27 protein-coding genes and 1 rRNA gene are annotated in these 21,257 nt (G+C 43.0%); 11 read left to right on the forward strand and 17 right to left on the reverse strand.

Annotated elements, in window-relative coordinates:
* Positions 1-3 precede the first annotated feature (3 nt).
* Positions 4-118 (forward strand): 5S ribosomal RNA (gene rrf, locus MF4642_RS06140).
* 419 nt (positions 119-537) lie between these two features.
* Here the strand turns inward: rrf and MF4642_RS06145 are convergent.
* The 3 genes from MF4642_RS06145 to MF4642_RS06155 all read right to left on the reverse strand — a co-directional run bounded on the left by MF4642_RS06145 (position 538) and on the right by MF4642_RS06155 (position 2,876).
* On the reverse strand, positions 538-1,914 hold the full coding sequence (locus tag MF4642_RS06145; RefSeq protein WP_162841302.1) for a dihydrolipoyl dehydrogenase: 1,377 nt from the start codon (positions 1,912-1,914) through the stop codon (positions 538-540).
* Positions 1,915-2,122: 208 nt separating this feature from the next.
* Complete coding sequence (locus MF4642_RS06150) at positions 2,123-2,548, reverse strand: beta-lactamase hydrolase domain-containing protein (RefSeq protein WP_078425650.1); 426 nt, start codon at positions 2,546-2,548, stop codon at positions 2,123-2,125.
* Complete coding sequence (locus MF4642_RS06155) at positions 2,541-2,876, reverse strand: TIGR01244 family sulfur transferase (RefSeq protein WP_005401736.1); 336 nt, start codon at positions 2,874-2,876, stop codon at positions 2,541-2,543. The genes MF4642_RS06150 and MF4642_RS06155 overlap by 8 nt, the downstream gene beginning before the upstream one ends.
* Before the next feature lie 124 nt (positions 2,877-3,000).
* Here MF4642_RS06155 and MF4642_RS06160 point away from each other — a divergent pair, with 124 nt between their 5' ends.
* From MF4642_RS06160 to MF4642_RS06170, 3 genes are read left to right on the forward strand one after another with little or no spacing between them, the layout of a single operon-like run.
* Entirely contained in the window at positions 3,001-3,897 is an 897-nt protein-coding gene (locus MF4642_RS06160) for an alpha/beta hydrolase (protein ID WP_004983429.1), read from the forward strand.
* On the forward strand, positions 3,898-4,332 hold the full coding sequence (gene trxC / locus MF4642_RS06165; protein ID WP_078425651.1) for a thioredoxin TrxC: 435 nt from the start codon (positions 3,898-3,900) through the stop codon (positions 4,330-4,332).
* A 17-nt stretch (positions 4,333-4,349) separates the two neighbouring features.
* A complete protein-coding gene (locus MF4642_RS06170) occupies positions 4,350-4,772 on the forward strand; it encodes an acyl-CoA thioesterase (RefSeq protein WP_004697616.1) in 423 nt (140 codons plus the stop codon).
* 74 nt (positions 4,773-4,846) lie between these two features.
* Here the strand turns inward: MF4642_RS06170 and MF4642_RS06175 are convergent, their stop codons facing one another.
* From MF4642_RS06175 to MF4642_RS06185, 3 genes are all read right to left on the reverse strand, one after another.
* Complete coding sequence (locus MF4642_RS06175) at positions 4,847-5,344, reverse strand: ester cyclase (RefSeq protein ID WP_078425652.1); 498 nt, start codon at positions 5,342-5,344, stop codon at positions 4,847-4,849.
* A 137-nt stretch (positions 5,345-5,481) separates the two neighbouring features.
* Positions 5,482-5,982, reverse strand: a complete 501-nt coding sequence (locus tag MF4642_RS06180; protein ID WP_078425653.1) for a DUF4442 domain-containing protein — start codon at positions 5,980-5,982, stop codon at positions 5,482-5,484.
* Between the two features lie 28 nt (positions 5,983-6,010).
* On the reverse strand, positions 6,011-6,499 hold the full coding sequence (locus tag MF4642_RS06185) for a YajQ family cyclic di-GMP-binding protein (RefSeq protein WP_078425654.1): 489 nt from the start codon (positions 6,497-6,499) through the stop codon (positions 6,011-6,013).
* A gap of 91 nt (positions 6,500-6,590) precedes the next feature.
* Here MF4642_RS06185 and MF4642_RS06190 point away from each other — a divergent pair, with 91 nt between their 5' ends.
* Positions 6,591-6,905 (forward strand): rhodanese-like domain-containing protein, encoded by a 315-nt coding sequence (locus tag MF4642_RS06190; protein WP_078425655.1) that lies wholly within the window; start codon positions 6,591-6,593, stop codon positions 6,903-6,905.
* A gap of 99 nt (positions 6,906-7,004) precedes the next feature.
* Here the strand turns inward: MF4642_RS06190 and mnmC are convergent, their stop codons facing one another.
* The 4 genes from mnmC to MF4642_RS06210 are packed head-to-tail and all read right to left on the reverse strand — an operon-like array spanning position 7,005 to position 10,403.
* The gene (gene mnmC, locus MF4642_RS06195; protein WP_413772801.1) at positions 7,005-8,918 is read right to left on the reverse strand and encodes an FAD-dependent 5-carboxymethylaminomethyl-2-thiouridine(34) oxidoreductase MnmC; all 1,914 of its coding nucleotides are present in this window, start codon (positions 8,916-8,918) and stop codon (positions 7,005-7,007) included.
* A gap of 30 nt (positions 8,919-8,948) precedes the next feature.
* The gene (locus tag MF4642_RS06200) at positions 8,949-9,452 is read right to left on the reverse strand and encodes a hypothetical protein (protein WP_039890816.1); all 504 of its coding nucleotides are present in this window, start codon (positions 9,450-9,452) and stop codon (positions 8,949-8,951) included.
* 4 nt (positions 9,453-9,456) lie between these two features.
* The gene (locus tag MF4642_RS06205) at positions 9,457-9,759 is read right to left on the reverse strand and encodes a YciI family protein (protein WP_004697623.1); all 303 of its coding nucleotides are present in this window, start codon (positions 9,757-9,759) and stop codon (positions 9,457-9,459) included.
* Between the two features lie 29 nt (positions 9,760-9,788).
* Entirely contained in the window at positions 9,789-10,403 is a 615-nt protein-coding gene (locus tag MF4642_RS06210; protein ID WP_004697624.1) for a septation protein IspZ, read from the reverse strand.
* Between the two features lie 44 nt (positions 10,404-10,447).
* Between MF4642_RS06210 and MF4642_RS06215 the strand changes: the two genes are divergently transcribed.
* A complete protein-coding gene (locus MF4642_RS06215; RefSeq protein ID WP_078425657.1) occupies positions 10,448-11,299 on the forward strand; it encodes a PHP domain-containing protein in 852 nt (283 codons plus the stop codon).
* A 67-nt stretch (positions 11,300-11,366) separates the two neighbouring features.
* Here MF4642_RS06215 and MF4642_RS06220 read toward each other — a convergent pair whose 3' ends face one another.
* Positions 11,367-12,278: a bestrophin family protein gene (locus tag MF4642_RS06220; protein WP_004697627.1), complete on the reverse strand. Its 912-nt coding sequence runs from the start codon at positions 12,276-12,278 to the stop codon at positions 11,367-11,369.
* Between the two features lie 75 nt (positions 12,279-12,353).
* Positions 12,354-13,046 (reverse strand): RadC family protein, encoded by a 693-nt coding sequence (gene radC / locus MF4642_RS06225; protein ID WP_078425658.1) that lies wholly within the window; start codon positions 13,044-13,046, stop codon positions 12,354-12,356.
* Between the two features lie 111 nt (positions 13,047-13,157).
* On the opposite strand from radC, the gene coaBC reads away from it, so the two are divergent.
* Entirely contained in the window at positions 13,158-14,432 is a 1,275-nt protein-coding gene (gene coaBC, locus MF4642_RS06230; protein WP_078425659.1) for a bifunctional phosphopantothenoylcysteine decarboxylase/phosphopantothenate--cysteine ligase CoaBC, read from the forward strand.
* Positions 14,433-14,508: 76 nt separating this feature from the next.
* On the forward strand, positions 14,509-14,898 hold the full coding sequence (locus MF4642_RS06235; protein WP_078425660.1) for a cytochrome b562: 390 nt from the start codon (positions 14,509-14,511) through the stop codon (positions 14,896-14,898).
* A 58-nt stretch (positions 14,899-14,956) separates the two neighbouring features.
* Here the strand turns inward: MF4642_RS06235 and secB are convergent, their stop codons facing one another.
* From secB to rsgA, 4 genes are all read right to left on the reverse strand, one after another.
* Positions 14,957-15,406 (reverse strand): protein-export chaperone SecB, encoded by a 450-nt coding sequence (gene secB, locus MF4642_RS06240; protein WP_004697631.1) that lies wholly within the window; start codon positions 15,404-15,406, stop codon positions 14,957-14,959.
* Between the two features lie 27 nt (positions 15,407-15,433).
* A complete protein-coding gene (grxC, locus tag MF4642_RS06245) occupies positions 15,434-15,688 on the reverse strand; it encodes a glutaredoxin 3 (RefSeq protein WP_004697632.1) in 255 nt (84 codons plus the stop codon).
* Between the two features lie 19 nt (positions 15,689-15,707).
* Entirely contained in the window at positions 15,708-16,115 is a 408-nt protein-coding gene (locus MF4642_RS06250; protein ID WP_004697633.1) for a rhodanese-like domain-containing protein, read from the reverse strand.
* Between the two features lie 97 nt (positions 16,116-16,212).
* Complete coding sequence (gene rsgA, locus MF4642_RS06255) at positions 16,213-17,271, reverse strand: ribosome small subunit-dependent GTPase A (RefSeq protein WP_004983468.1); 1,059 nt, start codon at positions 17,269-17,271, stop codon at positions 16,213-16,215.
* Between the two features lie 124 nt (positions 17,272-17,395).
* Between rsgA and orn the strand changes: the two genes are divergently transcribed.
* The 3 genes from orn to MF4642_RS06270 all read left to right on the forward strand — a co-directional run bounded on the left by orn (position 17,396) and on the right by MF4642_RS06270 (position 19,791).
* On the forward strand, positions 17,396-17,950 hold the full coding sequence (gene orn / locus MF4642_RS06260; RefSeq protein ID WP_004697635.1) for an oligoribonuclease: 555 nt from the start codon (positions 17,396-17,398) through the stop codon (positions 17,948-17,950).
* A gap of 158 nt (positions 17,951-18,108) precedes the next feature.
* On the forward strand, positions 18,109-18,843 hold the full coding sequence (locus tag MF4642_RS06265) for a Bax inhibitor-1/YccA family membrane protein (protein ID WP_078425661.1): 735 nt from the start codon (positions 18,109-18,111) through the stop codon (positions 18,841-18,843).
* Positions 18,844-18,987: 144 nt separating this feature from the next.
* Positions 18,988-19,791 carry an enoyl-ACP reductase gene (locus MF4642_RS06270; RefSeq protein ID WP_004697637.1) on the forward strand — a complete coding sequence of 268 codons (804 nt, stop codon included), beginning with the start codon at positions 18,988-18,990 and terminating at the stop codon, positions 19,789-19,791.
* Between the two features lie 57 nt (positions 19,792-19,848).
* Here the strand turns inward: MF4642_RS06270 and MF4642_RS06275 are convergent, their stop codons facing one another.
* The gene (locus MF4642_RS06275; RefSeq protein WP_078425662.1) at positions 19,849-21,255 is read right to left on the reverse strand and encodes an efflux transporter outer membrane subunit; all 1,407 of its coding nucleotides are present in this window, start codon (positions 21,253-21,255) and stop codon (positions 19,849-19,851) included.
* Positions 21,256-21,257: the final 2 nt, after the last annotated feature.

Genomic DNA, 21,257 nt, shown 5'->3' on the forward strand with positions numbered 1-21,257 from the left:
TGTGCTGGCGACAATAGCAAGAGTGAACCACCTGATCCCTTCCCGAACTCAGAAGTGAAACCTCTTAGCGCTGATGGTAGTGTGGAGTTATCCATGTGAGAGTAAGTCATCGCCAGCTCATTAATTCTAAATCCCCCTCCGCTAATCGCTGAGGGGGATTTTTTTATAGCTGAAAATAGGGGAAAATAAGAAGAAGTAAACAGATGAAAAGAGCCAGAAATAAGCTATCTATAAGGGCCTAAATAGTAAAAAGCCAGCATTTGCTGGCTTTTATGTCTTATCTAAAGAGACAAAAATAGATCAGGAATTACTGACTTATATGCTACAAATTATGGTTTTATACGAGGTATTATGCTTTAGAGCAGTTAAGTTACGCACTAAAATAAGAACTTTACTGAAAATCTACCAAGCATGTGTCTTGTAATTAAATCAACGTATGCCGCGAATGATTTATAGTTTGCTGCACAACGTTGATGAAATCGTTTAATTACACACAGCAAACCTTATTAAAAGAACATGAATCATAAATTTCGCAGCCTACGTATCCAGCTGTCGGCGTGCATGCTTTAATGCTGTTCTTAAACCTTCTTCAAGAGTTGGGTGATAAAATGGTTTTTCCAAAATTTCATCGACGGTCAGCTGTTCTGAAATCATCCATGCCAGTAAATGGGCCAAATGTTCAGTAGACTCTGTGAGTAATTCAGCACCAATTAGTTTTCGGCTGGTGTTATCCACATAGACCTCAATGGCTCCATGGTTCTTACCCAGAACCAATGCACGTCCTTGTTTAGCATAAGATACTTCGCCGATTACAAAATCGATAGGTGCACTTTGTAGTTGCTTAAAGTTTTGTCCAACCATTGCCATTTCTGGGCTACTAAAAACGATGCCTAAGGGCGTTAGGGTCTTACATGATTCTATAGTGGGAAAGTTCAATGCATTTTTGACTGAGACCTTACCTTCGTGAGCGGCTTCATGTTGTAATGGAGTTTCGGTATGTGCATCGCCAATGATAAAAATCGGATAGTCGGCGAGTTGTTTGGTCTCAGGATCAACAGGTAAATGTTTTAAGTCTGTGAATGAGGTGTCGATATTTTTGAGTTGAAGGGTATTTAAAAGGCTGCTTCGTCCAGTAGCGACCAGTAAATAATCGATGTTAAGTGTTTTAGGCTGACCATTTTCAGTAAAACTAAGTTCGACTTGATCGTTTGTATAATTTACTTCTGTAGGTAAAACCTCAAATTTGATCTCAAGTTCAGCGCTAATTTCTGTTTGTGCCAACTGCTGCAATTTAGGACTGGTCAGAACGCCGACTTTACGACTACGTGCAAAGACTGTGGTATTGACGCCAAGTCGTTGCATGGCTTGCGCAAGTTCAATCGCGATGACGCCGCTCCCAATCACCGCTAAAGATTTGGGTAAAGCATTGAGTTCAAAGATTTGATCGGAGGTGATGAGTCGATCACCAAGTTCATCCTTCCATGCTGGGTCAAAGCTAGGGGTGGAGCCTACAGCTAAAATAAAGCTTTTGGCTTGGTAATGTTGCCCATTAACTTCGACTGTTTTTGAATCGAGAAAGCGAGCACGGCCCTGAATTTTATGGGACTCAGGCCAGCTCTCTACGGTTTTAAGGGTACTATGAGTAAAGCGATCACGGAGTTTTTGTACGTGTTGCATGACCTGACTGCGGTCTATTTTTGACTCTACTTGCAATCCCACACGATCCGCATGTTGAATATCATGCATGCGATTTGCTGTAGAAATTAGCACTTTTGACGGCATGCAGCCGACACGTGCACAGGTGGTGTCCCATGACCCATCATTAATGATTAATAGATTTTGTGTGGACTTCACGGCTTGTTGGTAGGCTGCGATACCCGCAGTTCCAGCCCCAATAATAATCAGATCATACATAAGCAAACGTTTATCTAAGCGAGACATACTCTATAGTTAACATATTCAGGGCTGTAGATGATTATATTTTGTAAAAAACGGCACTAGATGCCGTCTTTACTTTCATTTGACTTATAAGCCAGTACCAACGCTTACCCCAACGGTAGGACGTACATTCATTGAACTACATGCTGTCATTAAGGTACAGCAGAGTAAAAGCAGCAACAGTTTATTCATGGAGTAATCCTCGTTGTTTTGCCTGATTGAACAGCAGACTAGAGCGAGCACCACTCTTACAGACCATTAAAATAGGCTTGGGCAATTCATTATAATATTTAGCAAATTCGACCACGTCTGTTTCAGAAATTTTACTGCTGTTAACCGGTTGGTAAATTACGCTGACTTTGGACTGTTCCGCAATATTACGTAGTTGATCAACGCGAACGGTATTACCTTGTTCTTGATCTGGTCGGTTGACAATGACCGACTTAAAACCTTGTTTTATCAACTGTTGAAACTTGTCTTGGGTCATTTCCCCTGAAACGCTGAGCTGTGGGCTGAGTGCTTGACTCAGGTTGTTCGTTGTCGCCCATAATGCACTGCTCGTTAAAATTAGAGCAGTGCAGATAACACTTTTAAACAACCGTTTAGTCATCTAACAGGTCCATTTGCTTCGCTAGTTGGTATAAGTTGTTTGAGCGATTGCCTGTACGGCAGAACATTAAAACAGGTTTTGGTAGCTCATTGAAATGATTAGCAAAAGTGCGTACATCCATTTCTGTGATTTGCCCTGCAACCACAGGTTGATAGACATAATCGAGGCCTGCAACACGTGCTGCTTCTTCAATTTGAGCGCTGGTTGGTTGTTCTGGGCCACCTTCCATATCTGGACGGTTATTGATCACAGATTTAAACCCTTTTTCAACCACTTGAACCAAATGTTCTGGGCCAATTTGACCTGCAAAGCCTACATTTTCGCTCATGCTGTCACTCCAAAATTAAACTAATCGAGATATGCTTTATGATAGCATTAAGCTGAAAGTTCAGCCTATGCTGTTGAAATATTTATAAGCGATTACAACCATAAAATAACGCAATGGAGCAGGTATGCACGCCTATACCGTTGAACCGCTATATGTCAAAAGTGGCCAAGAGGTCATTGCTGCGGATTTCTATCGTCCGAAAACCGAAGAAAAGCCAGCAGTGATTTTGATGGCCCATGGTTTGGCTGGGCTTCGCCAATTCAAACTGATCCAATTTGCACAACGTTTTGCACAAGCGGGTTATGCAGTCGTGTTATTTGACTACCGTTATTGGGGCGGTAGTACCGGACGTCCACGAGAACTGGTCTCGATTAAGAAGCAGCTTGAAGATTGGCGGACCATGATTAACCACCTCAAAGAACGTAAGTCGATCGATAGTCGACGGATCGTGTTGTGGGGGACGGCGCTCAGTGGTGGTTATGTGCTCGATATAGCGGCAGAGTTCAAAAATGTACAGGCCGTGATGGCGCAAGTGCCTTTTGTGGATGGGGCAGCCAGTGCTAAGTTATATCCTTTGCAACAGTTCCCCAAAGCCTTAAAACTATCCAGCCAAGATTATATGGGTGGAAAAGTGGGGATGTCCCCGACCACTTTACCTGTGGTTGATCCACGAGAGTTATGTTTTTTACCGACGCAAGATGCCTATTTGGGGTATCGTTCGATTATTAATCCTGATTATTATTGGAGTGGTGAGATACCTGCCCGATTATTTTTTAATTTAATTCGTTATCGTCCCATTCAAAATGTCAGACAAATTAATATTCCTGTACTTTTCATTGCCGCCAAGCATGATAGTTTAATTCCGATTGAATCCAGTCGTGAAGCCGCGACCAATATTGCCCCTTTTGTTCAATATCATGAGTGGGAAATGCAGCATTTTGATATTTATCATGCCAGTTGGTTTGAAAAAGCCATTTCGACCCAATTAGAATTCTTACATCAACATATTGGAGTCAACTAAATGATTATCGTCTGTCCTACTTGTTTGGCCAAAAATCGTGTGCCTGAAGAGAAATTGAGTGCTAATCCGAGCTGTGGTCAATGCCACGCAGCGCTTTTACCTGCGGTACCGATTGAATTGAATGAGCAAAATTTTAGCCAGTTCATTAGCCATAGCGATTTGCCTGTATTTATTGATTTATGGGCAGAGTGGTGTGGTCCATGTAAAATGATGGCTCCGCACTTTGCTGAAGTGGCTAAGCAAAATCCGCAGGTTATTTTTGCCAAAATTAATACCGAAGAATCTCCGCGCTTGAGCAGTGCGTTTAACGTACGCAGCATTCCGACCTTAGTTTTAATGAATAAAACCACCGAAATTGCTAGAATAAGCGGTGCGCTTCGTGCGCCACAATTGCAACAATGGTTAGATCAACAGTTGCAAGCCGCCCAGTCATAACGAAAATTGGAGTCAACGTGTCAGAGATTCATGTGAAACCAGAAGGGATGTTGTCTCTTCAGACAATTGCAATGCCAGCCGATACCAACTGGAGTGGAGATGTTTTTGGTGGTTGGATTGTGTCACAAATGGATTTGGCGGGTGCAATTCACGCAGAGCGTTTTAGTAAGGGACGCTGTGCAACGATTTCAATTAATCAGATGACGTTCTTAGTCCCAGTGAAAGTTGGTGATGTCATCAGTTGTTATACCAAACTGTTAAAAGTGGGCAATACGTCTATTCAGATGGAAATTGAAGTGTGGGATAGTCATGACAGTTCACGTCCACCTGTACGTGTGACTGAAGGTGTATTTACCTTTGTTGCGGTTGATGTCAAAGGCAATAAACGTCAGATTCCAGCGGATGTTAAAGAAAAGTTTTTGGCGAGCCAATCCAACTAAAGCTTGAGTTGGTCTGCAAAAAAAAGCCAGTGTAATCACTGGTTTTTTTTTGCTATTCCATGCAGTCCGATGGATTAAAACATAGTATTGCGGTTGGCGGACTCCGCGGGAATGCTTTGTATCACATCCCAATGTTCTACAATTTTGCCTTGTTCGACGCGGAAAATATCGACAACGGCCTCACCACGATCTTGTGCATTTTGAGTGGAATGTACATGGAGCACCACCAAATCACCTTCGGCTACGACACGCTTGATGGTGTTTTTTGCATCTGGATGTTCTTTAAAGTACTGGGTGAAGTAGTTTACAAAAGGTGCTTTGCCGTCTGCCACATAGGGATTATGTTGAATGTATTGTGTACCAATATAGCGGTCAGAATAGGTTTGAACCTGATGTTTGCTAAAAACCCCTTCATAGAAGTCCACTACAATTTTTTTATTTTGTTCGGTCAGGGCAGGGGTCGAATAGTCATTCGGCGTTGTTGAAACCAATGTATTGGCGGGATTGTGCTGTTGGCAGGCCACCAGCCCTAAAGAAAATAAGGCAGTCGCTAAAATTAGTCTTTTTTTCATTAAGTCAGCTCAAATATTCATGTTATGTAGCATGATTTTGAGCTGAGTCGAAGTAAAGATATAGTAAATTTTAGTCGCAGCTTTAGCGTAATGTTGTAAATTTTATACTTACTAAACAGTAAGTTATATTTACATTTTTACTTTTTTAATGATGCTTTGTCGAGCCATGCCCATAACATTTCACATTGAACAGGTGCTTCACCCGATTCATCCATCACTGTCACAGAAACTAAAGTTTCACCTCTGGCGGTGGTTTGCATCAACTGCTGCTGTTCTGGTGTTAAGGTGGCTGTCGCTGTCATGGCACCTTTACTTGGACGTTTAAAGTCAACGTGCATGCTTTTAATCAGAACGATGCAATGATCAGGCACATTCATCCCTGTTACAAAACCTGTTGCCGTTTCAGCAATTAAGGCCATGGCACAGGCATGCAGCTGACCAATATGGTTTTGCATGGCACGGTGATTTTCGATTTTGACTACGACTTCGCTGTGACTGACTTGCAAATAACGAATATTGGCACTGCCGACCATGGGAACTATGCGACCAAAAGCTTGACTCCATAATCGCGTACGCAATGCTTTCGGCAAGCGTGACGTGGTTTTTACAAGTTTTGATAAGCGATTGGCCTTTGGCATAGTTACCTCAAATGATCAAACAAGAGTATTAGTCTTTAAAGTTATTGAACTGTAAAGGCAGACCAAATTGTTGTTCTTTTAAAAACGTCATTATTTGCTGTAATGTATCGCGCTTTTTATCAGTCACACGAATTTTGTCGCCTTGAATTGAAGATTGCACTTTAATGCCGCTTTCTTTAATGGCCTTGTTAATTTTTTTTGCGGTATCTGAGTCAAGTCCGTCTTTTAATTTCACCACTTGAAGTACATTTTTACCTGAAGCAGTCATTTTTTGTGGATCAAGCGCTTGAATATCGACTTTACGCTTAAAGAAATGGTTCTCTAACATGGTATACACTTGTTCACACTGGAAATCACTTTCAGTTGAGATTTTGATTTCTTTGTTTTTTTCATTGAGTTCAATTGAAACGTCCTGACCACGGAAGTCGAAACGAGTTGCGATTTCCTTTTGGGTGTTCTGAACGGCATGATTTACTTCAAAAATTTCTAATTCTGAAACAATATCAAAAGATGGCATGGATTAAACCTTTACAAATGGAAAGAATATCTGAGATGCTAGGGATGTTTTCTTCATTTGCCAAGTGTTGTTTACATCAAAGGAGTGCGCAATGATCCGTAAACAAGAAATTACAACATTTGAGTTCCCAGAGGATGCGATCATCTGGGATGTACGCGATTCAAGTGCTTATGCTGAAGCACACGTGAAAGGGGCGATTAATCAGCCAATCACAGAACTTTCAGCACAAAGCCTTACTCAAGTGTCGACGGATCAACCGATTTACATTTTATGTGGTGGCGGTAGTAAAGCGCCACGTGCTGCAGAGTTACTCGAAGGTTTTGACAGTGAGCGTGAGTATGTGATTTTAATGGGTGGTACCCGTGCTGCTCGTGATGCTGGTTTAACCTTAGAACAAAGTAATTAAGCAGAAGCAAAAAAAGCGCCGTAAGGCGCTTTTTTAATGTCTTAGAAATGTGATTTTTTCTCTATAACGCCATTCGCTGCTCTTGAGTCATAAGCAGAACTAAGACTGCGCTTTAAAATAAGGCTTTTTGGTTTTGAGCTTTTTCTGGAATCGGGTCGGACTAAACTTTTGTAGCAGTGACTCAGGAACGGGGCAGGCTTCTTTCAGTATCTGCGCCACTAAAATTTCACTACATAAAGGTGCAAACAAAAAGCCTTTAGAACCCAAGCCAGCAAAGCTATAAATTTCAGTCTGTTCAGACATTTTTCCAAGGACTGGAAAATAGTCCAAACTTTGCGCGCGAACGGATGCACGGCCTTGCCAAGTCGTCACATCTGGAAGCGATTGTGCATAATGTGGAAAGACACTGTGGATAAGCTGGTAGTTATGCACATGGTCTTCAAGCAAAACATCGCTGTCGTCCCGATTGGGATAGAAGGATGCACCTAAGATGAGTTGTTGAGCATCAAGCTGCATACAGTAGCCGCCATAGCTATAGGCTTGATCGAGGGCTAAAGGTTGTGCAGTGTTCTCCACCCAACTGACTTGTCCGCGAATGGGCTTCAGCACAGGGTACTGCTCAAAGAAAGCAGCCGTGTGGCGCGCACAACAGACAATCACATGATCAAACTGACCTAAAGATTGGGCTTGTTCATTGAAAAGTTCATTGTGCTCTGGGTGGATTTGAGTAATGTTGGCTTGTACGAACTGAATGAGCGGATGCGCTAAGATTTGATCTTTGAGTTGATGTGGTGAGACAGCGCCGGCTTCGGTTAAATTTAGACTGGGATATTCAGTGATTAACGCAGAATCAGCAGCGGTTTCGGCTGTCAGAAGACCCGCAGGGTATTGTTGTTCGAGATCGAGTAAGTCTTCGGCTTTTTTCAGCGCCAGTTGATGTACTTGAATGGGGCGAAAAGCCTGAAACTTGGGATAGTACTGTAAAGCATGTTGCCAAGCCAAAGTCATTAAATGTTCATGACTTTGTTCAATCGGACAAAGTTTGGGGTTGAGTAAGGCCAGCGGATTGCCTGAACCTCCTGCAAGTGGCTCAGATTGGTCGTAGAGCGTGACTTGGTGTCCGCGCTCAGCAAAGGCCCATGCACTAGTTAAACCTGCAATCCCTGCGCCAATGATAGCAATTTGGCGTTGTTTAAAAGCGTGTGGTACTTGATCAGGTCGATTTTGATTTAATACTGATTTGGTATCTACAGCGTCTGATGTATTTTCAGGCTCAGCAGCTAACCAGATGGCTTTCAGCATTTCGCGTTTATGCTTATAGCCACGCGGACGTGAAATAGAAATACCATGCTGTGTTAAACCACGTTTGAGCACGCCTGCGACACTAAATGAAGAAAATGTCGTTCCAATACCAGATAAGCGAACGATGTGATTCAGCACTTGCTCTTCCCATATGTCTGGGTTACAGGCAGGCGCGAAACCATCGAGGAACCATGCATTAACACTACTGGTTTTTGCCATACTGGGGAAAACATCGTGGGCATCGCCTAACCAAAGGTCAAGGCTAAAACCTTCCTCAGGGAAGCTCAGGCGATGACAACCTGCAATCGGATGCGGATACTGTGCGATCAGTTGATCGGCGATCGGTTTGAGTTCAGGCCAGACATTGAGTGCGCGTATTAGATCCGTTTTAGACAGCGGAAATTTCTCAACTGAAATGGCATGAAGATGGCTGTGGTTATTTGGGCGCACCTGTTGCCAAAGTTGCCAAAGTGCCAAGATGTTGAGCCCTGTGCCAAAGCCTGTTTCACCAACACTAAAGTATTCAAAGGGCTGAAGATTGGACAGACGCTCAGGTAAATCATTGCCATTTAAAAACACATGGCGAGTTTCGAGTAGACCATTGTCTTTGGAAAAATAGACATCGCCAAATTGTTTTGAGACCGGCACATCTATGCCATCAATCTGTTGCCACTCTAAATCGGCAGTTTGAATTGCACGCGACACAACCACAGCACCCTATTGGTTTCAATAGGGCTTAGCTTACCACTGACGACGACGTTTGGTATAAACGTAACTGGCAATTAAGAAACCTAGTAATACACCAACAGCGATGGTCGCTGCGCCGTAGAGGAACATTTGCGCACTGCGTTCGCTTTGTAAGACTTGCACTTGTACACCGAGGCTGTCATTTTTGAGTTGTAGCTCTTGGTTTTGCGCTAAAGCATCAAGATTAGCTTTTTCCAATTGTGCAAGACGCGAAGCTTGGTCTTTGACCAGTGCTTTGACTTTTGCATCTTGCAATGCTTTGTTCTTAGCAAGTTGTTCAGCGGTGAGTGGTTTGGCTTCTTGCGGTTGACCTGTTGGGCTAACTGTGGCTACCGCAGGAATGATTTTCGGTTGAGTTGCACTGCCTTGCACTTGAACAGGTGCGGCAGTCGTTGCTGGTACAGCAGAGGCTACACTCGGGGCAGGAGCGGTTTCAACGGCCCACGCCATAGAAGAAAGAAGAGATAAGCCCAATAAGCTTGTGACAACAACGCGCATGACCTTATCCTTGAGGGAATGCTTTATTAAATGGTTTAACATCAATCTGACGATAAACCCCTGCTTTTAAGAATGGCTCTTCCTGTAACCAGACATCGAGTGCTTCACGTGAGTCAAAGTCAACAATGATTGTACTGCCGTAAAAGCCTGCTTGCGGATTGCTTGGATCTTTCGGCATCGCTCCTGCAACAATTAAACGACCTTCATCATTGAGCTTTTGTAAACGAGCAAGATGTTCTGGACGTGTAGCAAGACGTTTTTCGACTGTACCTTCTTGATCGGTACATGTGACGACGAATAGCGGCATAAGGGTTCTCGATGTATGTTCTGGCTAAATTACTCTTCAGAAGATTTAAAGTATTTACGCAATACAATAAACTGAATAATGATAAAGGAAAACATCACGATCATGTCACCAAAAGCCGTGAATTCTCCCCAATATTTTCCGTCCATAAATAAAAATGCGAAAAATACATGTAAAAAAGACATGAGGGCAAACATAGCAGCCCATGCAAAGTTTAAATTTATCCAACCCGAGTCGGTTAAATTGAAGATTGGGCCGAACAAGCGTTTGATCAGCGGTTTACGTTCTTTGCCAAAATAAGGAGAAAGTAAGAAAGCGCCTGAGAAAATAATATTCAGTAAGGCTGCTTTGAGTTTGATGTAAAAGTCATCCGACAGCATTAAGGTGACACCGCCGAAAATAACCGTCATAAACAACACAATCCACTGTTGTTTGTCTAAACGGAACTTTTGCATGAAGAACAGTGCGCCGTAAACCACCAGCATCGAAATAATCAAACCTGTGGTGGCTACAAGAATATTATTGTTATCGACACCCCCAGCAGAACCAATCAATTGGAGCAATGGGTGATCAGTATTTTTAGGATCTACAGTTTTATATAAATAAAAGAAAATTATCAGCGGCACAAAGTCTAAAAGTGCTTTCATGTTAGAGTATCTAAATCTGTTCAAATAAATAGCTAGTATAAGTGATGGAAGGCGTAGATTTACATACTCACAGCAATATTTCTGATGGTACTTTCACACCGAAGCAATTGGTTGATGCTGCCGCGGAAAAAGGCATCCACACCTTGGCTTTGACAGACCATGACACCATGGATGGTCTTGCGTTGGCAGAGTTGGCTGCAAAGTCGCATACGATGCGTATTATTTCGGGGGTAGAAATTTCGAGTCAGTGGTCGAGACCCTCAACCCAGAAAAACTATGGTGTACATGTGGTTGCATTGAATATGCAAGACTTAGAACCACTGCAAAAATGCCTTGAACAGCAAAAACAAATCCGTGCACGACGTGCTAAGCAAATCTGTGATTTGTTGATTCCACTGATTGGTGAAGATATTTATCTCGATGTTTTGGCGAAAGTTGAACAGATGCCTGACCGTGTGACTCGAACGCATATTGCCAAGACCTTGGTTGAAAAAAAGTATGTGAGTCGTGCGCAACAAGCGTTTGATAAATATATTAAAGAAGGTAAGAAAGCCTACGTAAAATTTGATGGGCTGGGTTTAGAAGAAACCATTCAAGTGATTCATGCCAGTGGTGGTTTTGCCGTATTGGCGCATCCGACACGTTATGACTTATCTGCTACCAACATTCGTTATCTGATTGAAATATTTGCGCAGTTTGGTGGGGATGCGGTTGAGTTGCCGCCCAATGTCGAACCGACATCTACCCGTCAAATGGTGGACCGAATGATTGCCGAGCATGGTTTAAAAGTATCGGTCGGGAGTGACTTTCATGGTGACAATATGCCGTGGATTAAGTTGGGCAATATTCCCAGAGTCAAAGACGGACAAGTGGGGATTTGGGAAAGTTTTATCTAAAGATTTTTGACCATTCCTACCTTCTCCAAGAGCTATATAGCCTAAGAGAAGGTCAGTGTGCGCTTGATTAGAGTAAGTTATTGTCTTGTGCTTGAATGGGGGGTGGAGTCGGTTTACCTAAAGTCCCAAGCAGTTCAATTTCGATGGTACGTACCATCGAGTCCAGCGGCAAGTCATTACTTTGCGTTCCGAAAGGTTCTTCAATTTCCGAGCTTAAAGCATCGAGTCCTAAGAAAGTATAGGCCAACACACCAACCAATAGCGGGGTGAAAATACCCAAGGTTGAGCCTAAGCTGAACGGTAAAATGAGACAGAAAAAATACACCGTACGATTGAGTAATACCGAATAGGCAAAAGGTAGCGGCGTTGTCGCAATACGGTCACAACCAGTTTGCACCACACTCAGGTCAGCAACGTGCTGATTCAGCTGTGCATACACAATGTCACTAATTTCACCTTCTTTTAATGCCTGCATCAACTCCCACTGAATCAAACTGAGCGTGTACTGCGGGGCATTGGCTTGTTGATATAGCTGAGTCAGTGCATTTTGACTTAAGCCACTGGTCTGCACTAATTCTGTTGGATTGGCCGTTTGATGACGTAAACGGTCACGTAAGACATTGGCAAAGACAATTACATGTTGAATTACACGTTCACGACGACCTTGGGTCAAGATACGACAGTCGCGGTCAAAGTGACGTGAGTTGGCAATTAAAATGCCCCATAACTTTCGCGCTTCCCACCAACGGTCATAGCAGGCACTATTTTTAAAGCCGAGGAAAATAGAAAGTACCACCCCAATGAGGGTGAAGCCGACCAAGGGCAGTTCAGGGAAGTGGAAATAGCCGACATAGGACAAAATGCCAATAATGGCGGAGACCAACATGACCACGCCCAAAGGGGGTAAAACTTTGGGAAGAATGGTGCCACGCCATGAAAAAAGCACCTTAAAAATACTTGGCTGATCACGCACAATCATGTGATTAGAATTCTTTTAAAATTTTGCTTGATCTTCATATTTGTCGCGGTATTTGTCAATCATTTGTCTGCATATTTAAACGGATTGGATCAGGCCGTGTTCAGCAAAAGAAAAAGCACCTTCGGGCGATAAGATGAAATGATCAATCAGTTGAATATCCACGAGCTGACTGGCTTGAAGAATGTGCTCAGTCAGTTCGATGTCCGCTATGGAGGGCTGAGCTTTCCCAAGTGGATGATTATGGGCAATCACCATGAAAGTGGCGTGTTGAGCAATACAATAACGGAGCAATTGATTGATCGAAATTTCACAAGAATTTACCGCACCAAAGAACAATTTTTTAAAGTTTATTTTTCTTAAATGTGCATCCAAGCAGAGCACTGCAAAGACCTCTTGGTTTTCGCCTGAAAACTCATATTGTAAAAACTTGAGCAGTTGAGCTGAATGATTGAGTTCTAACTTTTGTTGCTTGAGCTGCTGGCTACTGTAGCGTCGTCCCAATTCTTTGACGGCCATTAATTGTGAATACTTGGTCGGGCCAATGCCGTGAAATTGGCTGAGCTCGGGCAGTTCAGCATCGAAAACCGCATTCAGACTACCAAAATGTTGCAACAAAAGACGTGCCAATTCGACCGCAGAATGTTGCGTTGAGCCCGAACGGATGAAAATGGCCAACAGTTCTGCATCGGAGAGGCTGGCTGGCCCTTGTTGTAATAAGCGTTCACGTGGCCGTTCTTGTTCAGGCCATTTTTTTATGGATAAGTGCATTATTTTATACTTTTTTATTCTTAATCTGAGAAACAGGGCCCAATCGATGATTGGGTACGAGACTATTTAATGCTATTGTGAGCGCCACTGCAACAGAAAGGTAGCCTGTTCGTGAGCTTTGATCTCAGTGTAATTCCAAATAAAAATATCCTTTTAGCTGTTACGGGTGGTATTGCTGCTTATAAAAGTGCCATTTTGGTTCGCCGTTTAAAAGATGCGGGTTTTCAAGTCCGTGTGGTGATGACCGAAGGTGCACAGGCTTTTATTACGCCGCTAACTTTTCAAGCTTTGTCGGGCAACCCTGTCCATACCGCACTTCTCGACCCTGAAGCCGAAGCGGGCATGGGCCATATTGAGCTGGCACGTTGGGCAGACTTACTCTTGGTTGCGCCTGCCAGTTGCAACACCATTGCAAAGTTTGCTGCGGGTTTAGCCGATGACCTGCTTTCTACTTTATATTTAGCCACCAAAGCCCCTGTATGGGTCGCACCAGCCATGAACCAACAAATGTGGGCGGCAAAAGCGACGCAGCGTAATTTAGCGACTTTGGTGGAGGATGGCGTGCATGTGATCATGCCAGATGCGGGTGCGCAAGCTTGTGGTGATGTCGGGTTAGGCCGTATGCCCGAGCCTGAGGATTTAGCACATCAAGTGACAGAATATTTCCATAAAGCACAGCGTGCCATGGCTGAAAAATTTGGGATGTTGGCGGGTAAAAAAGTCACCATTACTGCTGGGCCAACGCGTGAAGCGATTGATCCTGTGCGTTATATTTCCAACCACAGTACTGGGAAAATGGGCTTTGCCATTGCTGCTGCATGTTATGCGGCAGGAGCCAAAGTGACTTTAATTGCAGGTCCTGTCAGCTTAGACACACCGAATGGTGTATGTCGTATCAATGTTTCATCTGCCATGAAAATGCTGGATACCAGCATGCAAATGTTAGATGATGGTTGTGATGTGTTTATCGCGACAGCCGCTGTTGCGGACTATCGCGTCGCAGAAGTCGCAGAGCATAAGATTAAGAAAGCAGGGGACGAGCTCAATGTTTCTTTAATCAAAAACCCTGATATTGTGGCGACCATTGCACAGCAAGATAAACGCCCATTCATGGTGGGTTTTGCAGCAGAAACACGCAATGTCGAGGAATATGCCGCAGGTAAATTGGTGGCGAAAAAGCTCGATATGATTGCCTGTAATGATGTGTCACGTCCTGATATTGGTTTTGCTTCTGATGAAAATGCGATGACGGTCTTTTTTGCAGAAAGCTATAAAATGGACAAGCGCGATTTGGAAAAAGCGTCGAAACAAGAAATTGCTTTGCAGTTGGTTGAAGCGATTCATGATGCTTTACATCGAGACCCTGAAAGTGATGATGATTTTTAATTTACATCGGTCTTCATTTTTGCGATATTCAATGCAGCCTTAGGCTGCATTTTTTTGCAAACTCATAGGAATAAGAATGAAAACATTATTAAAGGTTGTGCTGTTGAGCAGTGGTTTATGTTTGGCAGGACTTGCACAAGCGTCGGAAGTGCTAGAAGGTGCGATGAAATCTTTGGCGAAGAACTCAAAAGCTTTTGCTCAAGCCAAGACTGCCACAGAGGCGAATACCGCATTAGCTGAAATGCAAAAAGCCGCGGCAACTGCCAAACAAAACAAGCCTGACAGTTTGGTGAAACAACCCAAAGACAGTGTTAAAGTGAAACAATATGAACAAAAGTTTGATGCATTAACCGAAGAAATTGAACATGCTCAACATTTGGTACATGCTGGGAAACTTGCGGAAGCCAAACAAAGTTCAACCAAGTTTGAGGCTATTAAGCAGCAAGGCCATAAAGCATTTAAATAATTCAGTACAATAAAAAAGACCGCAAAAGCGGTCTTTTTTATGTTTGAAGGGCTTAAAGTTAAGCTTGACCTTCAACAGCAGCTGCTTGAGCACGCTGCATATTTGCTTCGAACTCAGCATCAAAGTTAATTGGTGTAAGCAACAATTGTGGGAAACTGCCTTTAGTTACCATATCATTCACCGCTTCACGAAGGAACGGGAACAAGATGTTCGGGCAATATGCACCTAAGATATACGGAAGACGTTCTTCTTCAACACCATCTACAAGGAAAATACCCGCTTGAGTAACATCGACAATAAATGCCGTGTCGCCTGCATTGTTTGCTTGTACAACCACTTTAAGTGAAACTTCGTAGTGAGTTGGATCAACTTTTTCAGCAGAAGATGATAAGTTGATGTTCAACTCTGGTTGCCATTCTTTGGTAAAAACTTGCGCCCCAGGGACTTCAAAAGAAATATCTTTTGTGTAAATACGTTCTAAAGCAAGTTGTGGTTGAGCTTCACTCATTTTCTAATCCTTAATATGCTGAGCTAATTATGCCAATAGTTGGTCGAGTTTGCCTTCACGCTCTAAAGCATAAAGCTGATCAAAACCACCAATAAATTGGTCATCAATAAAAATTTGTGGAACCGTACGGTGATTGGTGCGTTGCATCAATTCAATGCGGACTTCTGGCGCTTCTTTAGATAAATTAATTTCTTTATATTCAACGCCTTTACGCTCAAGGAGCTGCTTTGCGCGAACGCAATATGGACATACAGTCGTTGAGTAAATAGTGACTTGAGCCATGAGTTTCTCCTTGTGCAAATTATTTAGCTTTAACCAGTGGTAAGCCTTGAGCCTTCCAGTTGCTAATCCCGCCATCTAAACGATAGCTGTCAGTATGTGCAACTTGTTGTAAAGCAGTACCTGCCACTTGGCCTAAATTACAGATGAAGACGAGTGGACGATCTGCAGCTTTTAACTCTTCAGCATGTTTTGTAATTTGGCTGTAGGGAATGTTGCGACTTCCACTGATATGACCTTCACGGAAATCTTTGGCATCACGTAAGTCAATCAACATGGCATTTTTAGCTTTCACTAAAATACCTAAAGATTGTGGTGAAATTTTGCGACCATTGCGTTGTCCTTCAAGTACGAAAAACAAAACAACCAATACCGCAAGTGTTCCAAATAAGAAGGGGTGATTCCCCATAAACTCGAACCAACGTTCCACAAGTCACCTAAATTACAATTCAAAAATTGCTAGAGAGTATAGCTTATAAAATATGGTGATCAAAATCACCGCTTCAAGGGCTAAGGTTGAATAAAAATTAATTTTTTTGCTGAGCTTCAGCAATTTCATCAATCAGACGTAAATAGCTGTCTAAACGGCGCGTTAAAATTTCACCATTTGCCGCAGCTAAGCGTAAAGCACATTGTTTTTCATGTTTATGGGTGCAGTTACGGAACTGACAGTAGCCCAACAAGTTTTCAATTTCAGGAAAGCCGCGTTGCACTTTGTCCGCATCTAAGTGCCATAAACCAAACTCACGAATTCCCGGTGAGTCAATCAGCGAGGCGCCTTCGCCAAAGCCAATCAAACGGGTAGAGGTCGTGGTGTGCTGCCCTAAGGCTGAGTTTTCAGAAATCACATTGGTTTTCTGCGCAGCATCAGGCACGATGGCATTAATTAAAGTGCTTTTACCAACACCAGACTGGCCAACAAAAGCCACAGTTTCATTTTTTAAACGCTGAGTCAGTGCTGTTAAGTCACCATCGGCTTGGGTTTGCATCACTTCATAGCCTAAGGCTTGATATTCCGCAATCAACGCTAAAATCGGGTCATTGTCTTTGAGCAAATCGGTTTTGTTCAGCACTAAAAGTGCTGGAATGTTGGCATCGGCACAGGCCACCAAATAACGGTCAATCAGACCTGGTGCTGGCTCAGGCAGTGGCGCAAATACAATCACAATCAGGCTGATATTGGCAGCGACAGGTTTTACTTTATGATAACGGTCTGGACGAGTCAGTAGTGATTGACGTGGCTGTATGGCATTGATGATCCCGAGCCCCGTATTTGGGTCGGCTTGCCATTTGACACGATCACCTGTGACCAGTAGTTCGAGGTTGGTGCGTGTATGACAGCGCCAAATGCTGCCGAGTTCAATTGGTTTCCAAAACGGTTCAGGTTCACCTGCTTGTACCGTCGGTTTGATGGGATGTGGGTCTGGAGTCGTAAGGGCTTGCACTTCAAGCTGACGACCGTAGTGTTGTACCACCAAGCCTTCTAAGTCATTTGAAGTGTCGATATCTTCTTGACGTGTTTGCTGTTGTTTCTGAATGCGGCGTTGTTGCTGTTCAGTTAAACGACGTTTACGAATTAAAGCCATTCATATCCTAAAAAACCATGAATTCAAGATGGCAAAAATAGCACGAAGCAGGGTATCAGTTACAGCATCGAAGCAATTAATTTGCTACTATCATCGTTTTTAAGCCGAATAAGATTGCACATTTATGAGCAGCACCGCTGATACGCGTTTGATTTGGATTGACCTTGAAATGACAGGTCTCGATACTGATAATGACCAAATTATTGAAGTTGCTACAATTGTGACGGATGATAACTTAAATATTTTAGCTGAAGGGCCTGTGCTTGCTGTACATCAGCCAGACCGTGTACTGAATGCAATGGATGAGTGGAACACCCGTCAACATGGTCAATCAGGCTTAATTGAACGTGTACGTCGCAGTAAATTGACTGCGCAAGATGCAGAGCAGCAAACTTTAGAATTTCTAAAGAAATGGGTCAATCCAAAAAGCTCACCAATGTGTGGCAATTCAATCTGCCAAGACCGCCGTTTTTTACACCGTTTAATGCCAGAAATGGAACAATATTTCCACTACCGTAATTTAGACGTGTCTTCGGTAAAAGAGTTGGCTAAACGCTGGCGTCCAGAAATTATGAGTGGTTTGAAAAAGAATGCTTCACACTTAGCGATGGATGACATTCGTGATTCGATTGCGGAACTGAAGTATTATCGTGAATACTTTTTTATTATGAATAAATAAGTAGTAAAGAAAGAGGCGCTAGCCTCTTTTTTATTGAAATCGAATAGAATAGAGCTGAGGGTATTTGTATAGAAAAAAGAAACACTTTTTTGCTATACAAGTTTAAAACACGCTTTATGATAAAGTAAATTAATTAAATTATAACAAAGAGTTGAGTTATGCAAAGTAATAACCCTATTTTGAACCGCGTGGAAACACATGCGGACTATAGTCAACCGATGACTGTTCAAGGTGCCATTCAGAAGTCTGTATTACTTACAGTCATTGCGGCTGTGGTCGGTATGGCGCTGTTTTTCTACTGTTTCATGACCTTAAATATTTCGCTGGCCTATGCTGCAACCTTAGTCGGGGCAATTGGTGGTCTGATTTTAGGCCTGATTGCAACTTTTAAACCAAATACCGCACGTACCCTTGCCATTCCATATGCCTTGTTTGAAGGTGCTTTTTTAGGTGGGGTCTCGGTTATTTTCCAATTGAAATATCCGGGTGTGCCTTTACAAGCGCTGTTGGCAACTTTTGTCACTACTTTAGTGATGTTTGGTTTGTATCGTTTTCAAATTATTCGTGCCACTGAAAAATTCAAATCTGTAGTAATGTCGGCATCGATTGCCATCGCGATTGTGTTTGTGGTGCAAATGGTTATGCGTTTGGCTTTTGGTTCAAGCATTCCATATTTATTTGAAAACAACTTATTAGGTCTAGGTTTTGCCGCTTTTGTTGCAGTGATTGCATCACTGAACTTAATTCTAGATTTTGATTTGATTGAAAGTGCTGCGGCACAACACGCTCCGAAAGCGATGGAATGGCTGTGTGGTATTGCGCTACTAGCAACTTTGGTGTGGATGTACTATTCATTTCTACGCCTACTCAGCATGTTGCGTGGCGACGACTAATCTCGTTAGTTTTAACAAATACGCCCCTTCATTGGGGCGTATTTGTTATTGAATGTTGATGAATTGAAAAAAGGCGCATTATGCAATTTCGGTTTCAACTTAAACTTGGCATTATGCAGATAAATTATTTTGAGTGAGAGTCACATGGCACAAGGACTATTGGCTGGAAAGCGTTTTTTAGTAGCAGGTATTGCAAGTAAATTATCAATTGCATTTGGTATTGCTCAAGCGCTTCATCGTGAAGGCGCGGAACTTGCGTTTACCTATCCAAATGAAAAGCTGAAAAAACGTGTAGATGAATTTGCAGCACAATTTGGCTCAACGATTGTTCTACCATGTGATGTGGCTGTCGATGCTGAAATTGAACAAACTTTTGTTGAATTGGCAAAACACTGGGATGGTTTAGACGGTGTAGTACATTCGATTGGTTTTGCGCCTGCGCATACTTTGGATGGTGATTTTACCGATGTAACGGATCGTGATGGTTTTAAAGTGGCACATGACATCAGTGCATATAGCTTTATTGCTATGGCGCGTGCTGCGAAGCCATTACTTTTAGTTCGTCAAGGTTGTTTATTGACTTTGACTTACCAAGGTTCTGAGCGTGTGATGCCAAACTACAACGTGATGGGTATGGCGAAGGCATCATTAGAAGCGGGCGTACGTTACTTGGCTTCTAGCTTGGGTGCAGAAGGGATTCGTGTGAATGCGATTTCAGCCGGTCCAATCCGTACTTTGGCGGCATCAGGGATTAAATCGTTCCGCAAAATGTTAGATGTAAACGAAAAAATTTCACCACTTAAACGTAATGTGACCATTGAAGATGTGGGTAATGCCGCATTATTCCTTTGCTCACCTTGGGCAAATGGTATTACGGGTGAAATCATGTATGTTGATGCAGGTTTCAATACGGTAGGCATGAGCCCAGACTTGATGCTCGATGACTAATCGCTTAGTTAAAATGTAAAAAAACGGCACATCATGTGCCGTTTTTTATTCTACTTTTTATTGAGGGAGCTGTTGAATCGGGCTACCGCCCAGTGCTTGCATCAAGGTCACGTAAGCGTTGTATTGGCTTTGTTTGGTATTGACCAAGGTTAAGCGCGCAGTGCGCGTGGTTTCTTGTTGATCCAACAAGGTTTTTAAAGCAACAGCACCATAGCGATAACGCACTTGGGTCAAACGTTCCACTTTCTCAGCAAGTTCTAAATTCCGCTGTTGTAATTGTACTTGTTGACTCAACTCAGTTCGTGCAGACAGTGCATTTTCAACATCGGCAAAAGCTTGATACAAGGTCTGACGATATTGCACGATGGCTTTTTCATAGTCCAATTGACTAATCGCAAGGTCACGTTTCATGTCGTTATATTGCAAGAACGGCAGACTTAAACTTGCGCCTAAGGTTAGAGCAGGGTTCTTCAGCAGTTGTGTGAGCGAGGTGCTGCTTGAACCAAGATTCCCAGTCAAACTAATCGAAGGATAGTAGCTCGCCGTGGTGGCATCTTTGGTCGCTAAACTCTCACGTAAACGTAGCTCAGCTGCTTTTAAGTCTGGACGGCGCGACAAAATGTCGGCAGGTAAGCCCGCAGCAATACTTGGCAAAGCTAAGCGTGGTAAACGCTTTGGTTCATCAATATTCAACTGCTGCACAGGCATATGCAGTAACACGGCAATTGCGGTACGGGTCTCGACCAGACTTTGCTGAATTTGACTCAGACTGGCTTTTTGACTTTGTACTGACTGTTCAGCTTGAGTTAAGTCCAGTCCTGATACAGCACCAGCTTGATACTGAACTTTCACCAAGTCGTAGAGTTTTTGTGAGGTTGCAAGGCTTTGCTCAGCCGTTGTACGGCTTTCATTATAATAGGCCAACTGCCAATATAGCTTCGCCGTGGTGCCAATTAAGCTTTGAGCAGTGGCTTGTAAATCTTGCTCAGTTGCCAGTGCTTCCCATCGCTTTGCTTCAGTTTGACGAGCCAATTTACCAAATAAATCGAATTCATAACTTAAGCCAGCACCCAAAGACAGGCCACTGGAGCTGTCATTGCCTGAGTTTAAGTCAAACTGATGACCTGTAGATACCGTAGAGTTCACTCTTGGCTTTTGCTGATTTTCAGCCAGTTCTGCTTGTAAACGCGCTTGTTTTAAGGTCATCCCTGCAACGGCCAAATCGGCATTTTTTGCGAGCACAGCATCGACCAGTTGATTGAGTTGTGCATCGCCAAATAGCGTCCACCATTGATCGGCATACAAGGCTTGTTGACGTTGTTGCGATGTTGCTTTGTCGTATTGAAACTGAGATGGCGTCTGTACCGCTGGCGCTTGATAAGGTGTTTTAACCACAGCTGCACAGCCAACCAACGTGCTGCCAAGCAGCATCGCGGTACAAAGGCGCGTTAATAAAAAAGGCATAT

This window comes from Acinetobacter sp. MF4642 (genome assembly GCF_002018925.1).
Lineage (GTDB): Bacteria > Pseudomonadota > Gammaproteobacteria > Pseudomonadales > Moraxellaceae > Acinetobacter > Acinetobacter johnsonii.